The organism is Amycolatopsis sp. NPDC005961, from assembly GCF_040629235.1.
Taxonomy (GTDB): domain Bacteria; phylum Actinomycetota; class Actinomycetes; order Mycobacteriales; family Pseudonocardiaceae; genus Amycolatopsis; species Amycolatopsis camponoti.
On sequence record NZ_JBEXVF010000048.1, the window covers coordinates 40,769 to 63,222 of the forward strand.

The following is a 22,454-nucleotide window of genomic DNA, read 5'->3' on the forward strand; positions in this document are numbered from 1 at the left end:
CAGTCGACCGGACCGCCTCCTGCGGAAAGCGCCGGTCCGTGGTGAACTCGCAGCCGACGTGGTGGATGTGCCCACCAGGGAAACCGTGGTCTAGGGGGAAACGATGCTCGTCCACTGGGTCGAGGACGGCGAGGAGCTGACCGCCGAGTGGCGGTCGGAGAACAACGCGCCGCCGCCGGCGGAGATCGTCGTGGCCGACGACGACCTCGCCGCCGACGAGGCCTACCGCCTGGCCGTCGACGGCAAGGCCGTGCTGTGGCGCGGTGACTTCCAGAACGCGCGGCAGCTGCTGCAGGCCGTGGGCAGGCGGATCGACCGGGCCGGCAAGCGGCGCCCGGCGAAGGACGCCACCGAGGCGTTCCACCTGCACCGCCAACGGCAGGCCCGGCAGGCCCAGCTGCTGGGCAAGCTGCTCGTGCCCGTGGACCCCGGGCACGTCGTCCCCCTGCGCCGGGCGCCCGACGTGCGGGAGGCGTGCACGGAGGCCTACGGCCCGGCGGAGGGCCCGGCGGTCGTGTCGCTGCGCGAGCTGCTCGGCGTGATCGGCGCGCACGAGTGGCGGCGCAAGGGTGTCGAGGTGCCCGGGCTCGGCGCGCGCATCCACCCGCACTACGGGGTGTTCTCGCCGGCCCGCGGCGAGTACGTCGACCTGGTGGCCGCGGCCCCGCTCCCGTCGACCAGGCTCGCGTTCGACATCGGCACCGGCTCCGGGGTGCTCGCCGCGGTACTGCTCGCCCGTGGGGTGGAATCCGTGGTGGCCACGGACCTCGACCAGCGGGCACTGGACTGCGCGCGGGAAAACCTCGACCGGCTCGGGTTCGCCGGGCGGGCGCGGTTCGTGCGGGCGGACCTGTTCCCGCCCGGCGAGGCACCGCTGGTCGTCTGCAACCCGCCGTGGCTGCCGGCCAAGCCGACCTCGCCGATCGAGCACGCCGTGTACGACCCGGGCAGCCGGATGCTCCGGGGATACCTGGACCGGCTGGGCAAGCACCTCGAGCCCGGCGGCGAAGGCTGGCTGGTGCTTTCAGACCTCGCCGAGCACCTCGGCTTGCGTTCGCGGGCCGAGCTCCTCGAAGCCATCGACGCCGCCGGGCTGACGGTGCTCGGGAAGACCGACACCCGGCCGCGCCACCCCCGCGCGTCCGATCCGGACGATCCGCTGCACGCGGCACGCGCCGCCGAGGTCACCTCGCTTTGGCGGCTCGCCGGTCACCGCTGAACGGCACACGGAAATCGACGCGGCCACCCGGCCTCCCTGCCATCGGAAAAGGTGCTGTGACATTCGATAATGATCTGCCGCAACTCGAACCGGATCGATTCACCCCATCGGGCAATGGCACACGATTCGTTACCGCGTAACGGTGAAACAGGCGGCGGAATGGCCTTCGGACGCTCATCGGACACGGCCACCATCGTCGGCGGCCGAGGCGTCGTCCGGCAAGGCGCGGCTCGCGTATCGTCCCGTCGATGACACGCGTGCTGGTCATCGGTCTCGACCCCGCCGAGCTGGACGGCTGGGACCCCGAACCGGTCCGAGCGGCGATCGCCCGCGGGCGGGCGCGGTTCGACGAGCACGCCCTCGCGGCCGACTACTGCCTGGTGTCGCTCGACGACCACCCGGAACGCGAGGTCGCGGCGGCGCTGGCGGCCGCGGACTACGCCTGCGTGGTCATCGGCGGCGGCATCCGCACGCACGAGCCGCTGCTGGAGCTGTTCGAGCGCGTGGTCAACCTGGTCCGGCAGCACGCCCCGGCCGCGGCCATCGCCTTCAACAGCAGCCCCGACGACTGCGCCGACGCCGCGTTGCGCTGGGTGCGCTGACCCGCGCGCCCGGCCCGGGGCGGACGGGGGATCCGCCCGCCCCGGGTGGTTCACCGGGTCAGCGCCGGCAGGGGTTGCCCGCCGGGTGCGCGGTGCTGCCGTGCACGTCGGCCTGGGACTCCGCCAGCACGATCTTCGCCAGCGCGGTGTCCAGCGCCACCGCCTGCTGCTTCACGACGCCGTTCGACACGGTCTGCCCGTTCAGCTTCAGCGAGCCGATGACCAGCGGGATGGTCAGCGGTGCCGAGCCGACCGTGACCGAGGCGCCGTTGATCTTCAGCGAGGCGATGGTCGAGCTGCCGGTCAGCACCGGGGCGAGCCCGCCCGCGGCCGGCTGGCAGGTGGCCGCCGCCTGGGACTGGATCACGCCCAGCTCGATCGTCAGCCCGATCGTGCTGATCACCGTCTTGTCGATCTTGGCCGACGCCTGCGCGTGGTCACCGGCCGCCGGGGCCGCGGACTGGTCGTCCGGGCTCAGGTCGGTCGACGACGTCAGCGCGTGGGTCTGCACCTTGATCAGGCCGGCGTTGAGCGTCGCGTCGAGGACGGTCTTGCTGTCGTCGGCGCAGGGCAGGTTCGCCGGGTTCGCCACGGCGGCCGTGATGCCGAGGACGTTCGCGGCGGTGCCGGTGCAGGAGAAGGCGCCGTCACGGTCGTCGTCGACGATCGTGCCGACCCCGGTCGGGTCGACCAGCCCGGCGCCGACCGGGGACGAGAGGTCCACCGTGAACGTCTCGTCCGGCTCGTCGACGGTGTCCGGGGCGACCAGGACCGTCACCGGCTTGGCCGTCTCACCCGGCGCGAAGGTGATGTCCCCGCTGGTGGCGGCGTAGTCGGCCGGCGCGGTGGCGGTGCCGTTCGCGGTGGCGTAGTGGACGGTCACCGGGTTCGGGGCGGCCCCGCCGAGCAGCGACACGGTGAAGGTGGCCGGCACCGGCGCGCCGCCGGAGCCTTCGTCGACCGTGACGTCGTTGATGCTCAGGCCCAGCACGCGCACGGTGGTCGTCTCGACGAAGCCGCGGGACATCCCGTCGACCAGGTAGTCGACCGAGCAGTGGTAGGTGCCCGGGGCCGCATCGGCCGCGGCGGCGATCGTCTCGGTGAACGTCGCGACGTCCCCGCTGGTCACCTTGGCGCTCGCCGGGGCGTTGGTGAGCGTCAGCTGCGGGTCGCAGCCGGTGACGTGGGGTGCCACCGTCACCTCGATGGACTTGATGCCGTTCAGGATGGCCTGGGACACCTGGTTGGCGGGCACGTTGTTGAGCAGCACGCCGCCGGTGGCCTCGGTGATGGCCGTGGCCTGCCCGTCGTAGTCGAGCGCGCCGACGTTGACGGCGACGACCCGGACGTTCGCCGCCTTCAGCGCGGCGATCGTGTCGGCCAGGGTGTGCCCCCCGCTGGGGTCGTGCGACGGCGCGTCGCCGAACCACGCGACGATGCGGGTCCCGTCCGGGCGGAACGAGACCGCGCCGGTGGCCAGTTGGTAGAGGGCGTTCAGGTCGGCCTCGGGCCCGTCTCCCCCGCCGCCCGCGGCCCACTGGTTGATGCCGGCCTGGACCGCGCCGGTGTTCGTGGTGTTGCCCTGGTTGACCTTGAACGGCACCGAGTCGGTGAAGTCCTTGTACTCCGCGACGCCGAACTGGGCCGTCGGCTGCGCGGCGAGCACGTCCGAGGTGATGGCGTTGGCGTTGGCCCGGACGTTCGCGATCGCGCCGCCCATGCTGCCGGTGGTGTCGGCGAGCAGGACGAGGTCGGGGTTCGGCGGTACGGCGGAGGTGGTGACGTGCTTGGTGACGGTGGTGCTCTGCCCGGCGGCGAGCGTGAGGTCGACGGTGGCCGGGTCGACGCCCGGTGGCGCCGCGGCCGCGACCGCGGCCGGGGCCAGCAGCGCGCCGACCGCGGTCAGCGCGACGAAAACTGATCTTCGAGACATGGACTTCCCTTTCGCGGACCGGCGGAGTGCCGGATCGGGTGCGGGTTGCCTGGGAAAGACGAAATGAGCGGGAATTCGTTAGCCGGGTTGCCGAACGTCACCCGGAGCGCCCTGTGTCAAGATCCCGATGGGGCTACCAGGCCGGATTCCGGGCTACGCAGACCAGCGCGGGAATAGGCCGAAGGGTGGGGACCGCCGGACGAGCGTCACGCTCCCGAGCGACGGGAATCGCGCTTTCCGGCACCACGGGTATCGGCCCGAGGGCGGATTTCCCGCGATTTCCGCTCCGCACCGCGCGAATTACCCCCGGATGTCGCAACGCACGGAGTGCTGGGAGCCGGACGCCTTCCTGGGTAGCGTTCCGGTATGACTCCCCAGCACGCGCTCTGGCTCCCGCTCTTCGACGACCTGGCCGACCCGGCGCTCGTCGCCCGCCTCGCCGCCGACGCCGAAGAAGCCGGCTGGGACGGCTTCTTCGTCTGGGACCACCTCCGGTGGCGCGAGCCGGTGGCCGCCGTGGCCGACCCGTGGATCACCCTGGCCGCGATCGCCACCGCGACCTCGCGGGTGCGCTTCGGGCCGATGGTCAGCGCGATCACCCGCCGCCGCCCCGTCAAGCTCGCCCGGGAGACCGCCACCCTCGACCGGCTCGGCGGTGGCCGGCTCACACTGGGCGTCGGCCTCGGCAGCGACCGGTTCGGCGAGGAGTTCTCCCGCACCGGCGAGGAGTGCGACGACCGGGTGCGGGCCCGGATGCTCGACGAAGCCCTGGACGTCCTGGCCGCCGCCTGGTCCGGCGACGTCGTCCACCACCGCGGCGAGCACTACACCGTGGACGGCATCCGGTTCCTGCCGGCGCCGGCGCGGCGGATCCCGGTCTGGGCGGCGGGCTTCCCCGGCAAGCCCCGCCCGATGCGCCGGGCCGCGCGCCTCGACGGCTACTTCCCGGTGAACCTCGACTCGGCCGACCGCTTCGCCGAAGCCGTGGCCCAGGTCGAGGCGCTGCGCACCGGCACCGGGCCGTTCGACTACGTCGCGGAGGTCGGCCCGGGCGCGGACAGCTCGCCGTACGCGCGGGCCGGCGCGACCTGGGTGCTGACCGGCTTCGACCCCGAAGCGCTTTCCGTCGACCACGTGCGCGGCGTGCTACGCGAGGGTCCCCACTGAGTCGAGGCGGCTGCCGGCCGAACCCCGATCACTTCACGGTTTGAGACAGGGGACCAGATCTTCGGTGGGCTTCCCGGGGCGGCGGCGCCGATCCACCGCGAACCCGACCACGGCCAGCGCCAACCCGATCGCGCTCACCACCACCCCGGCCCACGCCGTCGCGCGATATCCCAGACCCACCGAAATCACCACACTCCCCAACGCCGCACCGAGACTGTTCGCCGTGTTGAACGCCGACTGGTTCAGCGCCGCGCCCATCAGCTGGGCTCCCGGGGCCACCGCGATCAGGCGGGCCTGGAGCACCGGGCCCAGGAACAGGATCGTGCCGCCGATCAGGAACGCGCCCGTGAACAGGCCGAACGCCGAGCCCACCATCAGTCCGAAGTAGACGTTCGCGGCGATCACCGCGGCGAAGCCCGCCACCATGGCCCGCTGCAGGTTCCGGTCGGCCTGCCAGCCGCCCAGGAAGTTGCCCGCCGTCATGCCGAGGCCGACCGCCACGAGGGCCCACGGGACCGCGGCCGGCGACAGGCCGGTGACCGACGTCGTGATCGGCGCCAGGTAGCTGTCGACGGCGAAGAACCCGGCGATGCCGATCGACGCCGTCGCCGCGACCAGCCACACCTGCGGCCGGCGCAACGTGCGCAGCTCGTCGGCCGGTGATCCGCCCGCCGCCGGCGCGTCGGGCACCGTGGCCGCCACCGCGATCAGCGCGAGCAGGAAGACCCCGGCGATGATCAGGTACGCCGTCCGCCACCCCGCGGCCTGCCCCAGCCGGGTGATCACCGGGACACCCGCCACGTTGGCCACCGTCAGCCCGCTCAGCACCACGGCGAACCCGCGCCCCTCGCTGCCCGGCCCCATCAGCGTCGCCGCCAGCAGGCCCGCGGCCCCGAAGTACGCGCCGTGCGGCAGGCCCGCGGCGAACCGGGCCACCAGCACCCAGCCGAACGACGCCGCCACCGCGGACGCGACCGTGCCGAGCACGAACAGCACCAGCAGCCCGAGCACCAGGCGCTTGCGCCGCATCCGCGCGGTGACCGTGGCGAGCACCGGCGCGCCGACGACCACGCCCAGCGCGTACGCGGTGATCATCCACCCCGCTCGCGCGACCGAGTCCGGTTCGGCGTTCCCGAGCACGCTCCTCGCGATCTCCGGCAGCAGCCCGGCCGGCACGAACTCGGTCAGCCCGATCGCCACCGAGCCGAGGGCCAGGGCGAGCAGGGCCGCCCAGCGTCGTCGTCGGGTGAGGTCGTCCATTCCGGCGACTTTAGCAACGCTGTTGCGTTAATACCAGGGCCCGGCGGTAGGGTGACGCCGTGCACCTGGCTTTCCTGCGGGACTACCACGAAGCGCTGGTGATCGCGCTGGCCCGGACCGTGCCCACGCTCGAGCGCGGCACCGTCGCCGAGGTCACCGGGCTGACCCCGCAGGCCGTCTCCAAGGTGCTGGCCCGCCTGGTCGACGAAGGCCTGCTCGAGCCGGCCGGGGTGCGGCGACCGCCGCGCGGCAAGCCGGCCGCGGTCTACCGGCTCGTCCCCGGCAGCCGCTGGGCGATCGGCGCGCACGTCACCCGCCGCGAACTGCGCCTGGTCCTCACCGACCTGGCCGGCACGGTCCGCGCGTCGGCCGCGACGCCGCTGCCCGCCGACTTCACGCCGGACCAGCTGCTGGCCGAGCTGGCCGCCGGCGTCACGACGATGATCGCCGAGCACCGCCTGAGCACTCCGGAGCTCGCCGGGGTCGGCATCGGCATGATCGGGCCGCTTGACCAGTCGACCGGCACCGTCCGCGGCGCCCACCGGCTGCGGCACTGGCGCGACGTGCCACTGGCCGACCTCGCCGAAAAGCGGCTGGGCCTGCCCGTGGTCCTGGACAAGGACGTCACCGCCGGGGTCACGGCCGAGGCCTGGCGCCGCGGCACCGCCTTCCGCGACGCGGCCCTCGTCGTGGTCGACGCCGGGGTCGGGGCCGGCCTCTGGCTGGGCGGCGCCGCCCACCGCGGCGCGCACACCAACGCCAGCGAGTTCGGCCACGCCGTCGTCCAGCTCGACGGCCCGCTCTGTGCCTGTGGCCGGCACGGCTGCCTGGAAGCCGTGCACGAGCGGGCCCCCGACCCCGCGACGGCCGCCGCCGTGCTCGCGACCGGCGTGGTCAACCTCCTGCAGACGCTCGACCTCGGCCACATCGTCCTCGGCGGCGCGGATCTCCTCGCCCACGGCGACCTCTACCGGGAAGCCGTCGAACACGCCGTGCGCACCCAGCTGCCGGGCGCCGGCTGGCTGACCGTCGAAGTCTCCCTGACGTCGCTGGGCACGGACGTCGTGGCGGCCGGCGCGGCCATGCAGGTGCTCAACGCCCGCTACGGCCTCCCCGACCCGGCCCGGCCGCGCGAGCCCGCCACCGCGAGCCGCTGACCCACGCCGTCCGCGGCTCGCTGTGCCAGGCACCACAATTCTTGTAGTTAGGTGAGCCTGCCCTTATTGTCCATCCGTGTCCCTCGTCCCCCACCGCGCCGAAACCGGTGTCCACGCGCGTGAGATCGACGTCGCCTACGGCAGCGACGTCGTCGTGCGGGCCGCGTCCGTCTCGCTGCGCGCGGGCACGGTGACCGCGCTCATCGGCCCGAACGGCAGCGGGAAGTCGACGCTGCTGCGCGCGCTGGCGCGGCTGCACCCGCCGGTCGCCGGCTCGGTCACCTTCGCCGACGGTGCGGACCTGCGCGCACTGTCCGGAAAGGACATCGCCAAGCGGATCACGTTGCTGTCGCAGCAGCGGACCTCACCCGGCGGCGTGTGCGTCCGGGAGCTGGTCGAGTTCGGCAGGCACCCGCACCGGTCCCGCTGGGGCGGCCGCGACCCCGAAGGCCCCGCGGCCGTCGAACGGGCGCTGGAGCTGACCGGTCTCTCCGCCCTCGCCGACCGGCCGGTGCAGGCCCTCTCCGGCGGACAGGCGCAGCGGGTGTGGCTCGCGGCCTGCCTGGCCCAGGACACCGCACTGCTGCTGCTCGACGAACCCACGACCTTCCTCGACCTGCGGTACCAGGTGGAGATCCTCGACGTCATCCGCGACCTCGCCGACCACCACGGCGTCGGGGTCGGGGTGGTGCTGCACGACCTCGACCAGGCGGCGGCGGTCGCCGACCGGGTGCTGCTGCTGGAAGACGGCCGGGTCACCGGCGAAGGTGCCCCCGCCGACGTGCTGACCCCGGCCCACCTCAGCCGGGCGTACGGCATCCGCGTCGACGTCGTGCTCGACCCGGCCGACGGGCGGATCCACACCCGCGCGGTCGGCCGCTTCAACGCTTCGGGAGCGCGCACCGCGTCGGTCTGACCGGTACGCCGTCATCGGAAACACCAAGGAGACACATGCGGATCACCCGGCTGATCCTCGGCCTGTCCGCGGCTGCCACGTTCTTCGTGGCCGCCTGCGGCACCACCGAGGAGCCCACGAGCGGCGCCGCCACCGCGAGCACCGCCGGCCCGGTCACGGTCGTCGACTCGCGCGGCAAGGAGGTCAGGCTGCCCGGCCCGGCCAAGCGCGTCGCGGCGACCGAATGGAACGCCGTCGAGCACCTGCTGTCGCTCGGCGTCGCCCCGGTCGGCGTGTCCGACATCAAGGGCTACGGCCAGTGGGTCAGCGCCGAGAAGCTCGACGGCACCGCGAAGGACATCGGCACCCGCGGCGAGCCGAGCCTCGACGCGCTCGGCTCGCTGGGGCCGGACCTCGTGATCGTCACCGACAGCGTGACCGAAGGGGCGCTCGAGCAGATCGAGGCGAAGGTGCCGGTGATCGTCATCAAGGGCGGCGCCGCCCAGGACCCGATCGCCGGGATGTACGCCAACCTGGACACCATCGCGAAAGCCACCGGCACCGAGGCAAAGGCCGCGCAGCTGAAGTCCGCGTTCGAGCAGAAGCTCACCGCGGGCCGGGCCGAAGTCGGGAAACTGGGCGCCGCGGGCCAGAAAGTCGCGTTCTCCGACGCCTACGTCACCTCGGGCTCGGTCAGCATCCGGCCCTACACCCAGGGCGCGCTGGTGTCCGCGGTGTTCGGCCGGCTCGGCCTCGAAAGCGCCTGGACGATGGCGGGCGACCCGGCCTACGGGCTCGCGCAGGCCGACGTCGAAGGCCTGACGCAGCTGCCCGACGTGCGGTTCTGGTACATCGCCAACAACGCCGAAGGCGACCCGTACCAGCAGGAGCTGGCCGGCAACGCGATCTGGCGGAACCTCCCGTTCGTCAAGAGCGGCAAGGTGCACCGCTTCCCGGACTCCCTGTGGATGTTCGGCGGCCCGAAGTCCATGGAGCAGTTCGTCGACGCGGCCATCGGCGCACTGAAGGGATAGCGGTGGCCACTCCGACCGAGCCCCGGCCGCCCGTGCTCGCCCGCCGGCGACGCGGGCGGGCGGCGCTGCTCGGGATCGGGCTCGCCGTCTTGATCGTGGCCGGTTCGGCCGTGCACCTGACGCAGGGCACCGCGAACGTGGATGCGCTCGACGTGCTGCGACTGGTGTTCGGCGGCGCGAGCGGCGACACGACCGCGGTCGTCGTCGAGTCGCGGCTGCCGCGGCTGCTCGCGGCGCTGGTCGTCGGGGCCGCGCTCGGCGTCGCCGGCGCGGCGCTGCAATCGGTGTCCCGCAACATCCTGGCGTCGCCGGACACCCTGGCCGTCAACGCCGGAGCGCACCTGGCGGTGGTCGCCGTCGCGGCGTTCGGCGTCTCGCTGCCGCTGCTCGGCGCGGCCGGCGTCGCGTTCGCGGGCGGGCTGGCCGCGGCCGTGGTCGTGCTCGCGCTGTCCGGCACCGGCGGCACCGGGATCGTGCGGCTGGTGCTGGCGGGCACCGCGATCGCGCTCGCGCTGGTCTCCGTGACCCAGGTCCTGCTTCTGCTGTACGCCCAGGAAACCCGCGGCCTGTTCGCCTGGGGCGAGGGATCGCTGGAGCAGAACGGGCTCGGCGGCGTCCGCACGCTCGGCCCCCTCGCCGGCCTGGCGCTGGTCGCGCTGCTCGGCCTGGCCCGGCGGCTCGACCTGGTCCACCTCGGCGACGACCACGCCCGGACGCTGGGCGTCCACGTCGGACGGGTCCGCATCGCCGCGATCGGGCTGGCCGTCCTGCTGGCGGCGTCGGCGGTGACCTTGGCCGGGCCGATCGGTTTCGTCGGGCTCGCCGCGCCGGCCCTCGCCCGGCTGCTCACGTCCGCGGTGCCGGGCCTGCACCGGCACGCCGTGCTGATCCCGTTTTCCGCGGCGCTGGGCGCGGCGCTCCTGCTGGGCGCCGATGTGCTGCTGCGCACGATCATCAGCCCGCAACGGGCCCTGGAAGTGCCGACGGGGGTCGTGACGACCATCCTCGGCGCGGTCTTCCTCGTGGTGCTGGCCCGCACGGCGCGGATCACGTCCGCGACCGCCGAGCCACCCGCGGCCGGCGCGCGCGGCGGCGTGAGCGCGCTCCGGTACGGCGTGGTGCTGGGGCTGCTGACGCTGGGGGCGGTCGGCGTCGCGGTGGGAGCGGTCCTGCTCGGGGACGCGAAGCTGCTGCTGGGCGACGTCGTCAACTGGGCGGCCGGCCAGGCGGGCCCGATCGTCACCGGGGTGCTGGACACCCGCGTGCCTCGCGTGGCGGCCGCGCTGCTGGCGGGCGCGGCGCTGGCGCTGGGCGGCGCGCTCACCCAGGCGGTCGCCCGCAACCCGCTGGCCGAACCGGGGATGATCGGCGTCGTCGGCGGCGCGGGCCTCGGCGCGGTCGTGGTGATCACGGGGGTGTCCGGGGTCGGGTTCTGGGCGCTGACGGGGTCCGCGGGCCTGGGTGCCGCCCTGGCGATGGCGGTGGTCTTCGCCGTGGCGGCAAGGGGCGGCTTCACGAGCGAACGCCTGGTGCTGATCGGTTTCGGCGTGCACGCGGCATCGCAGGCGCTGGTGGCGCTGCTGATCACGCTGTCCGACCCGTGGAACGAGACCAAGGCGCTGACCTGGCTGGGCGGCTCGACCTACGGCCGGACCTTCACGCACCTGCTGCCGATGGCGCTGGTGGTGCTGCTGGTGACGCCGGTGCTGGTCCGGCTGAGGCGCGAGCTGGACCTGCTGTCCCTGGACGACGAGACACCACGAGTGCTGGGCGTGCCGGTAGGCCGGACGCGGTTGCTGCTGCTGTCGTGCGCGGTCCTGCTGACCGGCGCGGCGGTGGCGGGGGTCGGGGTGCTGACGTTCGTCGGGCTGGTCGCCCCGCACGCGGCCCGCGCGATCGTGGGCAGCCGGCATTCCCGCCTGCTGCCGACGGCGGCGTTGCTGGGCGGGATCTTGGTCTGCGCGGCGGACGCGGCCGGCCGCACGGTGATCGCCCCCGGCCAGCTCCCGGCCGGCTTGATAACCGCGATCATCGGGGCGCCGTATTTCGTGTGGCTGCTTTACCGGCACCGCACGAAGTCCCACGGGGGACGGTGACCCGCGAGGAACCCCAACCACAGCAACCCGATCCGGGCTCACGCCAACCGGAAACTGCCCCCACACGGATAACCCGGAACCCCGGCCTTCGAAGGCTTACCCGGCCGCGGATACCCCTGCAACCAAAGCTGCCCCGTCGTCGCGACATTCGCGGCCAGCGAGACGTCCGCCACCAGCCGGAAGCGGGTCTGGCGGCCGTCCGGGTGCAGGGCCCAGCCCGTCAGCCGGACCGCGCCGCGAGTGCGGGGTACGAGAGGCGCGTCGAGGGCGACCCTCAGCTCCACCCACGTCTCTTCGGTGATCGGCTGGCGGATCCGGAGGATGCCGGCGACCATCAGCAACCCCAGCAACAGGGACACCGTGCTGCCGCCGGCGAGGCCGCCCACCGCGGCCGGACCCGTGATGGCGTCGGGGTCGAACCGCACGATCGGGACCATGGCCAGCCCCGCCGCGCCCACCGCCAGGAAGATCACCGCCGAGACCAGCGTGCGCCGGACCTGGAACGCGCGCTGCGCCGCGAGCACCGGGTCGAGCCGCGGCGGGGTCGGGTGGCGCGAGACGGGCTCCGCCGGTTTCGCTCCCGGGTGCGGCGCGTCCTCGATCCGCCCGGCCCGCACCCACATCGCGCCGGGCGGGCGGACGAACACCCGCGGACCGGTGCCGAGCACCCACAGCCGCCGCTCGCCGGCCAGCTGCGTCCTCGCCCCGGCCGGGAGCCGGGTCCGCAGCCACCGCCCGTCCGGCAGCCGGGCCGACACCCGCGTCCCCTTCACCAGCAACCCGTCCGGGGCGACGTCGAACCGGTGGTAAGGCTCCCCGAAATGGCGCCGCAACCGCACGTAGAGGCTCAGGACGTAGCTCCACTGCACCAGCGTGAGCCCGAAGACGGCGAAGTAGAAGTACGGCAGCGCACTCCCCCGCCGTTCGGTCAGCACGAGCACCACCCCGAACGCGACGAGCACCCCGCTCAGCACCATCCGGACGACAGTCACCTTGGTCAGCAGGCGGACGTAGCCCGCGAACAACGGCTCCGCCCCCGACGGCACGTTCGGCACGGGTTCGTGGACGCGCACCCTGTCCGCGCCGGTAGCGATGTCCATGGCTCGTCGTCCCCAGTCAGTCCGTGTGCTCGGCCGCGGAAGCGTACCGACCCCGGCTGAGCGGAAAAGCCCGGGACGCCGATCGGCTGGGGAGCAAAGGGACGAGTGTCGCGGTACGCCCATTTCGCGCCTGGCCGGCTCTACATCGTGGAGCGGAAAACGTATTCGCCCGATCCGACGCGGAAAGTGGCGTAGCCGTCGCGCATCCCGTCGAACCGGGCACCCGGGGGCGCCTGGACGGCTCGGCCGTCCCGCGCGGGAACGGAGATCTCGGCCGTCGCTCCGGCCGGGACCCCGGCGCGCAGCGTGAAGCGGCCGTGGTCACGGGTCCACGCCGAACTCACCTGCCCCAGCGGGGATTCGACGTGCGCGGACGCGTTCGCGAGGTCGCCGACCGGGTGCGGCCGGATCTTCACCGCCGTGTAGCCGGGCGCCGCCGGCTCGATCCCCGCGACGCGCTGGTAGAGCCAGTCGTCGACCGTGCCGAGGAACGCGTGGTCGTGCGAACGGGAAGTCGCCGGCCATTCCTCCCACATCGTCGTGGCACCCAGACCTTCGAACCAGTAGCCCCAGCCGGGATACGTCGGGGTGGTGGCCACCTGGTAGGCGAGGTCGCCGTAGCCGGCGTCGGTGAGCGCCGGGAGGATGAGTTTCGTCCCCAGCGCGCCGGTGTTCAGGTGGACGCCGCGCGCCTTGATGTCGTCGACGAGGTGCGTGACGACGGCCGGGCGGTCCGCCGCGGGCACGATGCCCAGGCTCAACGGCAGCAGGTTGGACGTCTGGCGGTACCCGGCCGCGCGTTCGTCGTAGTAGGCCCCGGCCGCCTTGTCGAAGAAGGTCGCGTTGAGCGCGTTCGCGACCGTGCCCGCGAACGCGTCGAAGTGCGCGGCGTCGGCGTCACGGCCGAGAGCGCGCGCGATCTCGGCCATCGTCGTGGCGGTCTTGTGGATGTAGGCGGTGCCGGAAAGCCGGGTGCCCTCGGGCGGGTTCGCGGCGCCGGGCGCGAGCCAGTCGCCGTAGCTGAAGCCCGTGTAGATGTTCCCGGTCCCGGCGATGTCCCGCTCGTAGTAGCCGAGCCACGCCTTCATCGCGTCGTAGTTTTCGGCGAGCGCGCGCGTATCGCCGTAGTACCAGTAGAGATCCCAGGTGATCAGGACGAAACTCGCCGACCAGACGGGGTCCGCGACCTTCTTGCCGCCGATCGTCGCGGGGACGGTCTGGCCGATCGTCCCGTCCGGGTTCTGGTCGTCCCGGTGCTCGCGCATCCAGTTCTCGTAGAAGTCCCGCATGTCGAAGTGCGCGATCGCCGCGTCGGCCGACAGGTGCGCGTCCGCGGTGTAGGGCCGCTTCTCGTACATCGGGGTGTCGGTCGGGACGGAGTGCAGGTTGTTCAGGATCGTGTTCGCTTCGGCGTCGTCGTAGCGGTTGAGCAGGTCGCTGGAGCTGGTGAAGTCACCGGTGGTGGCGACGGCCGTGTGGACGCGCTCGGCGGCGGCCGACTCGACGGTGACGCCCGCCGGCGCGGTGACCTGGAAGTAGCGGAAGCCCGCGTAACTGTAGGCGGGCCGGTAACTTTCCGAGCCGCGTCCATTGAGGACGTACGAATAGGACTGCAGCTGCATGCCGAAGCCGCCGATGTTGTCCACGGTGCCGTCCGGGCGCAGCTTCTCGCCGTAGGTGATCTTCACCTCGGCGCCGGCCGGTCCGTGGACGGCGACGCGCGCCCAGCCCGCCGTCGGGCCGCCGACGTCGTAGACGCGCACGCCGTCGGCGGGCGTGGTGACGCCGGTGATCGGCAGCTTCTCCGTCGCCTTGATCGGCGGGAACGCTTCGGCGCGGAGCGTGCCCGCGGGTGCGGGCACGGCCACCGCGGGCCGCCAGCCGGCGTCGTCGAACCCGGGACGGTTCCAGCCCGGCTTCTCCTGCCGTGCGTCGTAGGTCTCGCCGAACCAGAGCGATTCCGAGCGGGTGGGCCCGTCGGCGAGCTTCCAGTCGCCGCCGCTGGTCACCTGTCCGGTGCTGCCGTCCTGGTAGGTGATGTCGAGCTCGAACTTCAGCTTGGGTTCGCTGTGCCAGGGCGAAGCCAGCCACTCATCGGGGTTTGTCATCGCGTAGTACCCGCGGCCCAGGCTCACCCCCACCGCGTTACCGCCCTTGCGCAGGGCGTCCGTGACGTCGTAGGTGGCGTACAGGGCGGTCTTGTCGTAGACGGTGAACCCCGGGTCGAGCTCGTGGTCGCCGATCCGGCTGCCGTTGAGGTAGAGCCGGTAGTAGCCGAGCCCGGCGATGTACGCGCGCGCCGACCTGATCGGCTTGTCCGCGGTGAACTCCTTGCGCAGCAACGGTTCCGGTGGGGGCTGCGTGGTGACCGAGCTGCCCCACGGGCCGCCGCCGTACGGAGCGGCCACCAGCGCCCGCGGCCAAGCCGTGTCGTCGAAGCTCGGCTGCTGCCAGCCGGCCGCGGCGGCGGCCGAGGATTTCCACGAGCCGTCGGTGACGAGCTCGACCGGCGTGCCCTGGCTTTCCACCCGGAGCTTGCCCAGCAGCCCGGCGGGGCCCGGCGAGGCGTTGGCCGCCTCGGCCGCGATCACGTTGCGCCCGGCGTGCAGGGCGGTCGAGATGTCGACGACGGTCGCCGTGCGCCAGGAGTCGGCCACGCGCGCGGATGCGGCGACCTGCTGTCCGTTGACGTACACGGTGAAGCTGTCGTCGGCCGTGAGTTCGAGCTGGGCCGCGGTGATCCGATCGGCGGACAGGTCGACCGCGCGCCGGAAGTACCGCGTGCCGGCCGGCGCCGAGTCGGCCGGGGCGCCTTCGGGGTACCAGATCCAGCTCGCGCCGTCGAACGACGGCGGGGCCGCGGACGCCTGCGCGCCGATCCAGTCGCCCCGGAACTGGCCCGGGGCGAGGAAAGCCGTCTCGAACGACGCCGGCTCGCTCCACCGCGAAAGCCGCCGGTCGGCGTCCCGGACCTGGACCCGCCAGAAGTAGCGGGTGCGCGGGTGCAGCGCGGGGCCGCCGTAGGCGACGTCGAAGGACTGCGCCGACGACACCTCGCCGCTGTCCCAGACGTCGGCCGGGCCGCCGCGCCGGGTCGACACCGCGATCCGGTACGCCGACTGCCGGGCACCGCGCACGTCCCGGCCGGCGTTCAGGACCCAGCCGAGCCGCGGCCGGGCGACGTCCACCCCGAGCGGGTCGACCTGGTGCTCGACCTGCAGACCACCGGCCTCGACGCCGGCCGCGGCGGCGGGATAGGCCCCGGCGGGGGTCACCCCCAGGACGAGCAGGGTCAGCAGGACCGACGAAGCCGTCATCAGGCGCGAGATCATCGCGTTCCTCTCTGCGGTGACAGGTCGGCGGGACCGGAATCGGCCACGAGTGATCGCGAGCCGGAAAAATGAATCGTTTCAATTCCGGGGACGGAGGTCATCGTAGGCAGAAGCTCTTCGCGATGACAAGAGGCGCCGCCCGGTGCGCGTGACCGGGCCGCGCCGATCGCTCACCCGAGCCCGGCGGTGGTCCGACGGCGGAACTCCGCCGGGGTCAGGCCGCTCTCCCGCTTGAAGACCTGCCCGAAGTGCGAGGCCCCGGCGAAGCCCCACCGCGCCCCGATGGCCGACGCCGGGACGTGCGCGAGGGCCGGGTCGGCCAGGTCGAGCCGGCAGCGTTCGAGGCGCCGCTCGCGGATGCGGCCGGCCACCGTGGTGCCGGTCCGCTCGAACAGGACGTGCAGGGACCGCGGCGAGAGGAAGTGCGCGGCCGCGATCGAGCCGGGGCCGAGCCCGGCGTCGGCCAGGTGGGCGTCGATGTGGTCGAGGATCCGTTCGAGCAGCTCCTCCCGCGGCGGCCGCACGGGGACGCGGTGGCCGAGCTCGGCGCGCAGCATCGTGCCGACGAGGGTCATCAGGGACCGGACGGTGGCGGGGCCGTGCACGCCCAGCGACTCGAGGTTGCGGTTGACGCTGAGCACCGTGCTCCACACCGTGTCGGTGAGGCCCGGCGCGCAGGCGAACGGCCGCGCGGTGATCTCGGCCAGCGGGTCTTCCCGGCGTGGCGTGATCGCGGTCTTGGGGAACCGGATGCAGGTGGAGCGGTAGCCGTCGCCGACGGTGAGCGTGGCCGGCTTGCCGGAGTCGTAGAGCGCGAACAGGCCGGGCGTCAGCGTCGCGACCCGGCCGTCCTGCGCGATGCGGATCTCGCCGGCGAGCTGCAGGGTGAGCACGTAGAACCCGGCGTCGGCGGGCCGGATCGTGCTGTGGTCGCGGTAGGCGGCGTGCCGCCCGGAGGCCATGTCGACGAAGCTGACCCCGTGCAGGCGCCGGTCCCGGACCCGGCCGGTGAACCGGTCCGGCCGGTCGCAGTCGAACTCGAACCTCAGCACGCTGCGCCGGACGGCGTCCGCCCACGACGTCAGCGTGATCGGGCGGGGCGCCACGCCGTCGAACTGCTCCGAAAGGGCTGTGAATGACGTCATCGTCGCGCTCCACGGTCGGTCCGCCCACGGTACCTCCCCGCGGGCCGGAGGTGCGCGGGTTCGACACGGCCGTGCGCTCCGGCGCCACACGCGCGCCCGCGCCGTTCCTACAGTTCGCTCCGGCGGACATCTCAGTGTGGAGGAGCCACCATGACCTACGTACAGGGTTCGCACCACGTGACGCTCTCCGTGGCCGACGCCCAGGAGGACGTCGACTTCCACGTCAAGATCCTCGGGATGCGCTTCATCAAGCGCACGGTCCTGTTCGACGGCTCCCTGCCGATCTACCACCTGTACTACTCCAACGCCGCGGGTGACCCGTCGAGCGTCGTCACGACCTTTCCCTGGGCGCAGGCGGGCTTCTACGGCAAACGCGGCACCAACCAGGCCCGCGAGGTCCTGCTGTCCGTGCCGGCGGACTCGCTGGACTTCTGGCACGGCAGGCTGACCGCGCACGACATCGAGGTCACCGACGTCGAACGGTTCGGGCAGCGCCGGCTCGCGTTCCGGCACCCGTCGGGCATCGAGTACCGGTTCGTCGGCGCCGACGGCGACGAGCGCGTGGGCCACGCCGGCCACGGGGTGCCGCCGGAGCACGCCATCCACGGCATCCACGGCGTCGGCGTGCACATGGCCACCCCCGACCGGATGGTGGAGTTCGCCGGCGAGTCGTTCTTCGCCCAGGACACCCTCGCCGAGGAGGGCGACGTCGTCGGGCTGCGGATCGGCGACGCCAAGCACGGCAACCACCTCGAGATCACCGTCAACCGCACCGACGACCAGGGCACCTGGAGCTACGGCGCCGGCACCTACCACCACTTCGCGTGGAACGTCGCCACGCTGGAGAACCAGGACGCGGTGAAGTTCGAGATCGAAGGGCGCGGCTACACCGACATCTCCGAGCTGAAGGACCGCAAGTACTTCAAGAGCGTCTACGTGCGCACGCCGAGCGGCGCGCTGTTCGAGCTGGCCGTGACCCACGCCGACGGCGGGTGGACCTGCGACGAGTCCCCGCACGAGCTGGGCACCCGGTTCCAGCTGCCCGAGCAGTTCGAGCACCGCCGCGACGAGATCCTGGGACGGCTGGAACCGATCGACATCTGATCCCGGCCGAGGACGGTCATCGTGAACCAGCTGCACGTCAGCGACGAGTTCGACGCTCTCATGGCCCGGCTCGACGCGATCGCGCCGCTCATCGAGAAAACCGCCGAAGAGGGCGAAGCGGCCGGCCGCGTGCCCGACGGGACGGCCGAGGCCCTGCGCGAAAGCGGGGCGTTCAAGGTCGGCATCCCCCGGGAGCTCGGCGGCTACGAGTTCTCGCCGCGGCAGGTGATCGACACGATCGCCCGGCTGTCCTATGCGGACGCTTCCGTCGGCTGGGCCTTCATGGCCGTGCAGATGGTCACCGGGACGACGGCCGCCTACCTCGGCCCGGACGCCGTCGCCGACCTGTACCCCGACGTCGGCACCGGCGGCCACGCGCTGATCGCCGGCCAGGGCACCAAGCTCGGCACGGCGGTGCGGGCCGACGGCGGCCACCGCGTCAGCGGGCACTGGCACTTCGCGTCCGGGATCTCGATGGCGACGCACATCCACACCGCCGCGCTCTGCGCGGAGACCGGCGAGGTGCTGGTCTTCACGCTGCCCAAGGACCGGGCGAAGCTGGTCGACAACTGGGACGTCATGGGCCTGCGCGCGACCAGCAGCCACGACTACGTCTGCGACGACCTGTTCGTGCCGTCGAGCCACACGTACGGCATCGCGACCACCGAGACCCGTCACGGCGGCGCGATCTACCGCATGGGACTGGCGAACATGGCGGGCATCTGCCACACCGGGTGGGCGCTCGGCGTCGGCCGCCGGCTGCTCGACGAGCTGAAGGCGTTGGCCGCCAAGAAAACCGGCAGTCCGCACGCGACCGTGGACACGCAGCAGTTCTACGCGGAATACGCCGAGGCGGAAGCGAAGCTGCGCGCGTCGCGGGCGTGGGCGATGGAGGTCTGGGCCGACAGCGAAGCCACTTTGGACCGCGGCGAGCTGCTGGACACCGAGCAGGAGACGCTGACGCGCCTGATGCTCACCACCACGACGTGGTCGGTGCACGCGGTGGGCCAGACGGTCTACAAGTGGGCGGGCACCGCGGCGCTGCGGCACGGCGTCCTGCAGCGGTTCTTCCGCGACCTGCACGCCGGCACGCAGCACGTCACCTCCGGCCCGGTCGTGCTCCAGAACTGCGGCAAGCTGCTCAGCGGCCTCGCACCCGGCGCGCACTGGGTGTTCCTCGACCTGCGGGAAGCACCGTGACGGTCGAATGGGGCACGCCGGCCGGCCGCGCCGAGCTGGCGGTGCTCGCCGTGCACGGCCGTGACCAGGACCCCGCGTTCATGCGGGCGACGGCGCGCCGGCTGGGTCCGGCGCCGGTGCGGTTCTTCGCGCCGGAGGCCGACGGCAACACGTGGTACCCGCTGTCATTCCTGGAGCCGGTCGAGCGCAACCAGCCCGCGCTGGACCGGTCGTTGCGGGTCGTCGACGCCTGCCTCGACCGGCTCGCCCAGGACGGTTTCGCCCCGGGCCGCGTCGTGCTGTGGGGCTTTTCGCAGGGCGCGTGCCTGCTGGCGCACTCGGTGCTCACCCGGCCTCGTCGGGTGGCCGGGCTGGTGCTGTTCACCGGCGGCTACCTCGGCAGCGCGCCCTTGCCGCCGCCGGACGGCGGGGTCCTGCACGGAGTTCCGGCTGTGGTGCGGAGCATCGAGGACGACCCGTGGGTGCCGCGGCACCGCGTCGAAGAGACGGCCGAGCTGCTGCGACGGGCCGGGGCGGAGGTGGACCTGCGCATCGATCCGGGCACCGAGCACGTGATCACCGACGAAGCCTGCGCGACGGCGACGAAGTTGCTCACCACGGCGGCGGCGCACGCGTCGGGAGGCCCGGGCCGGCGGTGGTAGCCCGCGCGGGCCGCTACCGGCCACCCGCACCGAGCAGCGTCTCCGGCACCTCGACGGTCCGGCTGCGGAGGTACTCACCGAGCCCCTTGGCCTGCGGATCGGGGCGAGCCGACGCGGCCACCCCCGCGCCGAGAAGCCCGACCACCACGAAGTTCAGCGCACGCAGGTCGGGCAGCTCGAAGCGCCGGATCTCCAGGCCGGCCGCTTCCGGCAGCAACGCCCGAAACCGGCTTTCGTCGAGATACCGCCGAAGCCACCCGTATTCCGCGTCGGTGCGAGTCCAGAAGCCGACGTTCGCGTTGCCCCCCTTGTCGCCGGAACGCGCGCCCGCCACCGTACCCAGGGGCACGTTCCGGACCGGTCCGGTGACCACCACCCCCGGCTCGGCCGCCGGGGCGAGCGTGCGCGGTGGACCGGACGGCGGGTGCGGGATCACCCGCCGGGTGCCGTCGGGCAACGTCACCCGGTGCTGGACCTCCGCCGCCGGGACCAGGGCCGGCCAGTAGACGCCGAACCCGCTCTCCGCGGACGGCGGGGTCGTCGTGTGGAACCCCGGGTAGCCGCCGAGCGCCAGTTCCATCGTCGTGTTCGAGAAGCGGCGGCCCACCTTGGCCCGGTCCGGGTCCTTGACCGTGATCCGCAGGTGGGCCGTGGCTTCGGCGTTCACCGGCGCGTCCGGGTGGTCGAACCGCAGGAGGGTCACGTCGACCTCGGCGAACTGCTCCTTGCCGCCGAGCAGCTCGAACAGCTGCCGCTCGGCCCACTCGGCCTTCTCCTCGATCCGGGTGCCGGTGAGCACCAGCGTCATGGTGTTGCGGTAGCCGCCGTCGTGGTTGAGGGCCACCTTCAGCCGATCTCCGGGCGGACTGCCCAGCGTGCCGCTGATCCGGACCCGGTCGGGGCCGGCCTGCTCGAGTCGCACGGTGTCGAAGTGGGCGACCGCGTCGGGGCCGGCGTACGCCGGTTCGGCGATCTCGTACAGCAGCTGGGCGGTGACCGTGCCCACCGAGACCAGGCCGCCGGTGCCGTCGTGCTTGGTGATCACGCTCGACCCGTCGGCTTCGACCTCGGCGATCGGGAAGCCCGGGTACCGCCGGTCGGTGACCTCTTCGAAGAAGGCGTAATTGCCGCCGGTGGCCTGCGGGCCGCACTCGATCACGTGTCCCGCGGCCATCGCGCCCGCGACCGCGTCGAAGTCCGTGGGCGCCCAGCCGTGCCACCAGGCCGCCGGGCCGACCACCAGGGACGCGTCCGTGACGCGGCCGGTGACGACGACGTCGGCCCCGGCGCCCAGCGCTTCGGCGATGCCCCAGCCACCGAGGTAGGCGTTGGCGGTCAAGGGTTCGACGCCGGCCTCGGCGAGCTTGCGTCCGGTGTCGAGGTGGGCCAGGTCGTGCCCGGCCGCCCGCAGCTCGCCGAGCCGGTCGACCAGGTCGTCGCCGTCGACGTACGCGATCTTCGGGTGCAGGCCCAGCCGCTCGGCGACCGCGGTGAGCTCGGCGGCCAGCCCCGGCGGGTTCAGGCCGCCGGCGTTGGCCACGATCCGGACGCCGCGGTCCAGGCAGGTGCCCAGCACGTGCTCGACCTGGGTGAGGAACGTCTTCGCGTAGCCGGCACCCGGGTCCTTGCGGCGGGCCTTCCAGAGGATCAGCATGGTCAGCTCGGCGAGGTAGTCGCCGGTGAGGACGTCGATCGGGCCGCCGTCGACCATTTCCCGCGCGGCCGCGAGGCGGTCGCCGTAGAAGCCGGAGCAGTTCGCGATCCGGACCGGGCGGCTCATGCGCGCGCCCGCTCGCGGCCGGGCCCGGGGGCGCCGGCGAACGCCTGGGCGATCCCGATCCACTCCCGGGCCACCGGGCCGGACACGACCAGCGCGGTGTCGTCGACGTGCCGGCGCTGGGTGACCGTCAGGCAGAAGTCGAGCGCGGTGCCTTCGACCCGGTCGGCGGCGTCGGCGGGACCCCAGGTCCACAGTGGACCGGACGGCGCGAGCAGCTCGACGCGGATCGGGACGTCCGGTACCGGGCGGCCGTGGAGCCGGAAGCAGAACGCCGTCGTCGACACGCCGAGGTGGGCGATGTGGCGCAGCCGGTCGGTGGGCTCGCGCCGTGCGCCGAGCGCGTCCGCGATGTCCTGGCCGTGGGCCCAGGTCTCCATGATCCGCGCGGTGACCGACGAGGCCACGCTCATGTCGGGGCCGTACCAGGGCAGCCGGGCGCGCGGGTCGCGTCCGCGGAACGCCGTGACGAACGCGGACCGGGCCCGGGTGAACCACGCCCGGACCTCGTCGGCCGTCAGCTCCGCGTGCTGCGCGGCGACCCGGTCGGGGAAGTCCGCGCCGCCGGCCATCAGCGCCTCGGCGGCCCGCCGGAAGCCGCCGGGATCGACGGCCGCCCGGGTCGCGGCCTCGTCGAAGAAGGCGAGGTGCGTGACCTGGTCGCGGACGGTCCAGCCGGCCGCGGGCGTGGGCCGGGCGATGGCCGCGTCGTCGAGCGGGGCGACCATCGCGTCGACGTCGGCGGTCTCGGCGAGCAGGTCGTCGAGCAGCAGGTCCAGGGAGACGGCCACG

At 73.2% G+C, this 22,454-nt stretch carries 17 protein-coding genes; 10 read left to right on the plus strand and 7 right to left on the minus strand.

The genetic code is table 11. The features are described from left to right. Window positions 1–103: 103 nt before the first annotated feature. Window positions 104–1,219, plus strand: coding sequence for a class I SAM-dependent methyltransferase (locus ABZ342_RS33525; protein ID WP_360481599.1), 1,116 nt, complete (start codon window positions 104–106; stop codon window positions 1,217–1,219). Window positions 1,220–1,467: 248 nt separating this feature from the next. After that, on the plus strand, window positions 1,468–1,821 hold the full coding sequence (locus ABZ342_RS33530; RefSeq protein WP_360481602.1) for a hypothetical protein: 354 nt from the start codon (window positions 1,468–1,470) through the stop codon (window positions 1,819–1,821). Window positions 1,822–1,879: 58 nt separating this feature from the next. On the opposite strand, the gene ABZ342_RS33535 is transcribed toward ABZ342_RS33530, so the two are convergent. Next, window positions 1,880–3,754 (minus strand): Calx-beta domain-containing protein, encoded by a 1,875-nt coding sequence (locus ABZ342_RS33535; RefSeq protein ID WP_360481605.1) that lies wholly within the window; start codon window positions 3,752–3,754, stop codon window positions 1,880–1,882. A gap of 366 nt (window positions 3,755–4,120) precedes the next feature. Here ABZ342_RS33535 and ABZ342_RS33540 point away from each other — a divergent pair, with 366 nt between their 5' ends. Beyond that, window positions 4,121–4,921: an LLM class flavin-dependent oxidoreductase gene (locus tag ABZ342_RS33540; protein WP_360481608.1), complete on the plus strand. Its 801-nt coding sequence runs from the start codon at window positions 4,121–4,123 to the stop codon at window positions 4,919–4,921. Window positions 4,922–4,954: 33 nt separating this feature from the next. On the opposite strand, the gene ABZ342_RS33545 is transcribed toward ABZ342_RS33540, so the two are convergent. Next, window positions 4,955–6,181 (minus strand): MFS transporter, encoded by a 1,227-nt coding sequence (locus tag ABZ342_RS33545; RefSeq protein ID WP_360481611.1) that lies wholly within the window; start codon window positions 6,179–6,181, stop codon window positions 4,955–4,957. Window positions 6,182–6,240: 59 nt separating this feature from the next. Between ABZ342_RS33545 and ABZ342_RS33550 the strand changes: the two genes are divergently transcribed. From ABZ342_RS33550 to ABZ342_RS33565, 4 genes are all read left to right on the plus strand, one after another. Next, entirely contained in the window at window positions 6,241–7,338 is a 1,098-nt protein-coding gene (locus ABZ342_RS33550) for an ROK family transcriptional regulator (RefSeq protein ID WP_155542876.1), read from the plus strand. A 124-nt stretch (window positions 7,339–7,462) separates the two neighbouring features. Next, window positions 7,463–8,254 (plus strand): ABC transporter ATP-binding protein, encoded by a 792-nt coding sequence (locus ABZ342_RS33555; protein ID WP_360481662.1) that lies wholly within the window; start codon window positions 7,463–7,465, stop codon window positions 8,252–8,254. 35 nt (window positions 8,255–8,289) lie between these two features. Then, entirely contained in the window at window positions 8,290–9,267 is a 978-nt protein-coding gene (locus ABZ342_RS33560) for an iron-siderophore ABC transporter substrate-binding protein (protein WP_360481615.1), read from the plus strand. A gap of 2 nt (window positions 9,268–9,269) precedes the next feature. Further along, window positions 9,270–11,363, plus strand: coding sequence for an iron ABC transporter permease (locus ABZ342_RS33565; RefSeq protein ID WP_360481618.1), 2,094 nt, complete (start codon window positions 9,270–9,272; stop codon window positions 11,361–11,363). A 38-nt stretch (window positions 11,364–11,401) separates the two neighbouring features. Here the strand turns inward: ABZ342_RS33565 and ABZ342_RS33570 are convergent, their stop codons facing one another. The 3 genes from ABZ342_RS33570 to ABZ342_RS33580 all read right to left on the minus strand — a co-directional run bounded on the left by ABZ342_RS33570 (window position 11,402) and on the right by ABZ342_RS33580 (window position 16,940). After that, window positions 11,402–12,463 (minus strand): hypothetical protein, encoded by a 1,062-nt coding sequence (locus ABZ342_RS33570; RefSeq protein ID WP_360481621.1) that lies wholly within the window; start codon window positions 12,461–12,463, stop codon window positions 11,402–11,404. A gap of 140 nt (window positions 12,464–12,603) precedes the next feature. Continuing rightward, complete coding sequence (locus ABZ342_RS33575) at window positions 12,604–15,795, minus strand: family 78 glycoside hydrolase catalytic domain (protein ID WP_360481624.1); 3,192 nt, start codon at window positions 15,793–15,795, stop codon at window positions 12,604–12,606. A 170-nt stretch (window positions 15,796–15,965) separates the two neighbouring features. Beyond that, window positions 15,966–16,940 carry a helix-turn-helix domain-containing protein gene (locus tag ABZ342_RS33580; RefSeq protein WP_155542872.1) on the minus strand — a complete coding sequence of 325 codons (975 nt, stop codon included), beginning with the start codon at window positions 16,938–16,940 and terminating at the stop codon, window positions 15,966–15,968. A 150-nt stretch (window positions 16,941–17,090) separates the two neighbouring features. Between ABZ342_RS33580 and ABZ342_RS33585 the strand changes: the two genes are divergently transcribed. Genes ABZ342_RS33585 through ABZ342_RS33595 form a run of 3 tightly spaced genes read left to right on the plus strand, consistent with a single transcriptional unit; the run spans window position 17,091 to window position 19,885 of the window. Next, the gene (locus ABZ342_RS33585; protein ID WP_155542871.1) at window positions 17,091–18,044 is read left to right on the plus strand and encodes a VOC family protein; all 954 of its coding nucleotides are present in this window, start codon (window positions 17,091–17,093) and stop codon (window positions 18,042–18,044) included. A 21-nt stretch (window positions 18,045–18,065) separates the two neighbouring features. Continuing rightward, entirely contained in the window at window positions 18,066–19,244 is a 1,179-nt protein-coding gene (locus ABZ342_RS33590) for an acyl-CoA dehydrogenase family protein (protein WP_360481629.1), read from the plus strand. Next, window positions 19,241–19,885: a phospholipase gene (locus tag ABZ342_RS33595; protein ID WP_360481632.1), complete on the plus strand. Its 645-nt coding sequence runs from the start codon at window positions 19,241–19,243 to the stop codon at window positions 19,883–19,885. Before ABZ342_RS33590 ends, ABZ342_RS33595 begins: the two co-directional genes overlap by 4 nt. A gap of 13 nt (window positions 19,886–19,898) precedes the next feature. Here ABZ342_RS33595 and ABZ342_RS33600 read toward each other — a convergent pair whose 3' ends face one another. Continuing rightward, window positions 19,899–21,665, minus strand: coding sequence for an acyclic terpene utilization AtuA family protein (locus ABZ342_RS33600; RefSeq protein WP_360481635.1), 1,767 nt, complete (start codon window positions 21,663–21,665; stop codon window positions 19,899–19,901). Then, window positions 21,662–22,453 carry a TIGR03084 family metal-binding protein gene (locus ABZ342_RS33605; protein ID WP_360481638.1) on the minus strand — a complete coding sequence of 264 codons (792 nt, stop codon included), beginning with the start codon at window positions 22,451–22,453 and terminating at the stop codon, window positions 21,662–21,664. The genes ABZ342_RS33600 and ABZ342_RS33605 overlap by 4 nt, the downstream gene beginning before the upstream one ends. Between the last annotated feature and the right edge of the window lies 1 nt (window position 22,454).

Coding starts and splice junctions, on each gene's coding strand:
- ABZ342_RS33545 (WP_360481611.1), bottom strand. CDS start 6,181: ATGGACGACCTCACCCGACGACGACGCTGGGCGGCCCTGCTCGCCCTG.
- ABZ342_RS33525 (WP_360481599.1), top strand. CDS start 104: ATGCTCGTCCACTGGGTCGAGGACGGCGAGGAGCTGACCGCCGAGTGG.
- ABZ342_RS33560 (WP_360481615.1), top strand. CDS start 8,290: ATGCGGATCACCCGGCTGATCCTCGGCCTGTCCGCGGCTGCCACGTTC.
- ABZ342_RS33530 (WP_360481602.1), top strand. CDS start 1,468: ATGACACGCGTGCTGGTCATCGGTCTCGACCCCGCCGAGCTGGACGGC.
- ABZ342_RS33540 (WP_360481608.1), top strand. CDS start 4,121: ATGACTCCCCAGCACGCGCTCTGGCTCCCGCTCTTCGACGACCTGGCC.
- ABZ342_RS33535 (WP_360481605.1), bottom strand. CDS start 3,754: ATGTCTCGAAGATCAGTTTTCGTCGCGCTGACCGCGGTCGGCGCGCTG.
- ABZ342_RS33600 (WP_360481635.1), bottom strand. CDS start 21,665: ATGAGCCGCCCGGTCCGGATCGCGAACTGCTCCGGCTTCTACGGCGAC.
- ABZ342_RS33575 (WP_360481624.1), bottom strand. CDS start 15,795: ATGATCTCGCGCCTGATGACGGCTTCGTCGGTCCTGCTGACCCTGCTC.
- ABZ342_RS33585 (WP_155542871.1), top strand. CDS start 17,091: ATGACCTACGTACAGGGTTCGCACCACGTGACGCTCTCCGTGGCCGAC.
- ABZ342_RS33570 (WP_360481621.1), bottom strand. CDS start 12,463: ATGGACATCGCTACCGGCGCGGACAGGGTGCGCGTCCACGAACCCGTG.
- ABZ342_RS33580 (WP_155542872.1), bottom strand. CDS start 16,940: ATGACGTCATTCACAGCCCTTTCGGAGCAGTTCGACGGCGTGGCGCCC.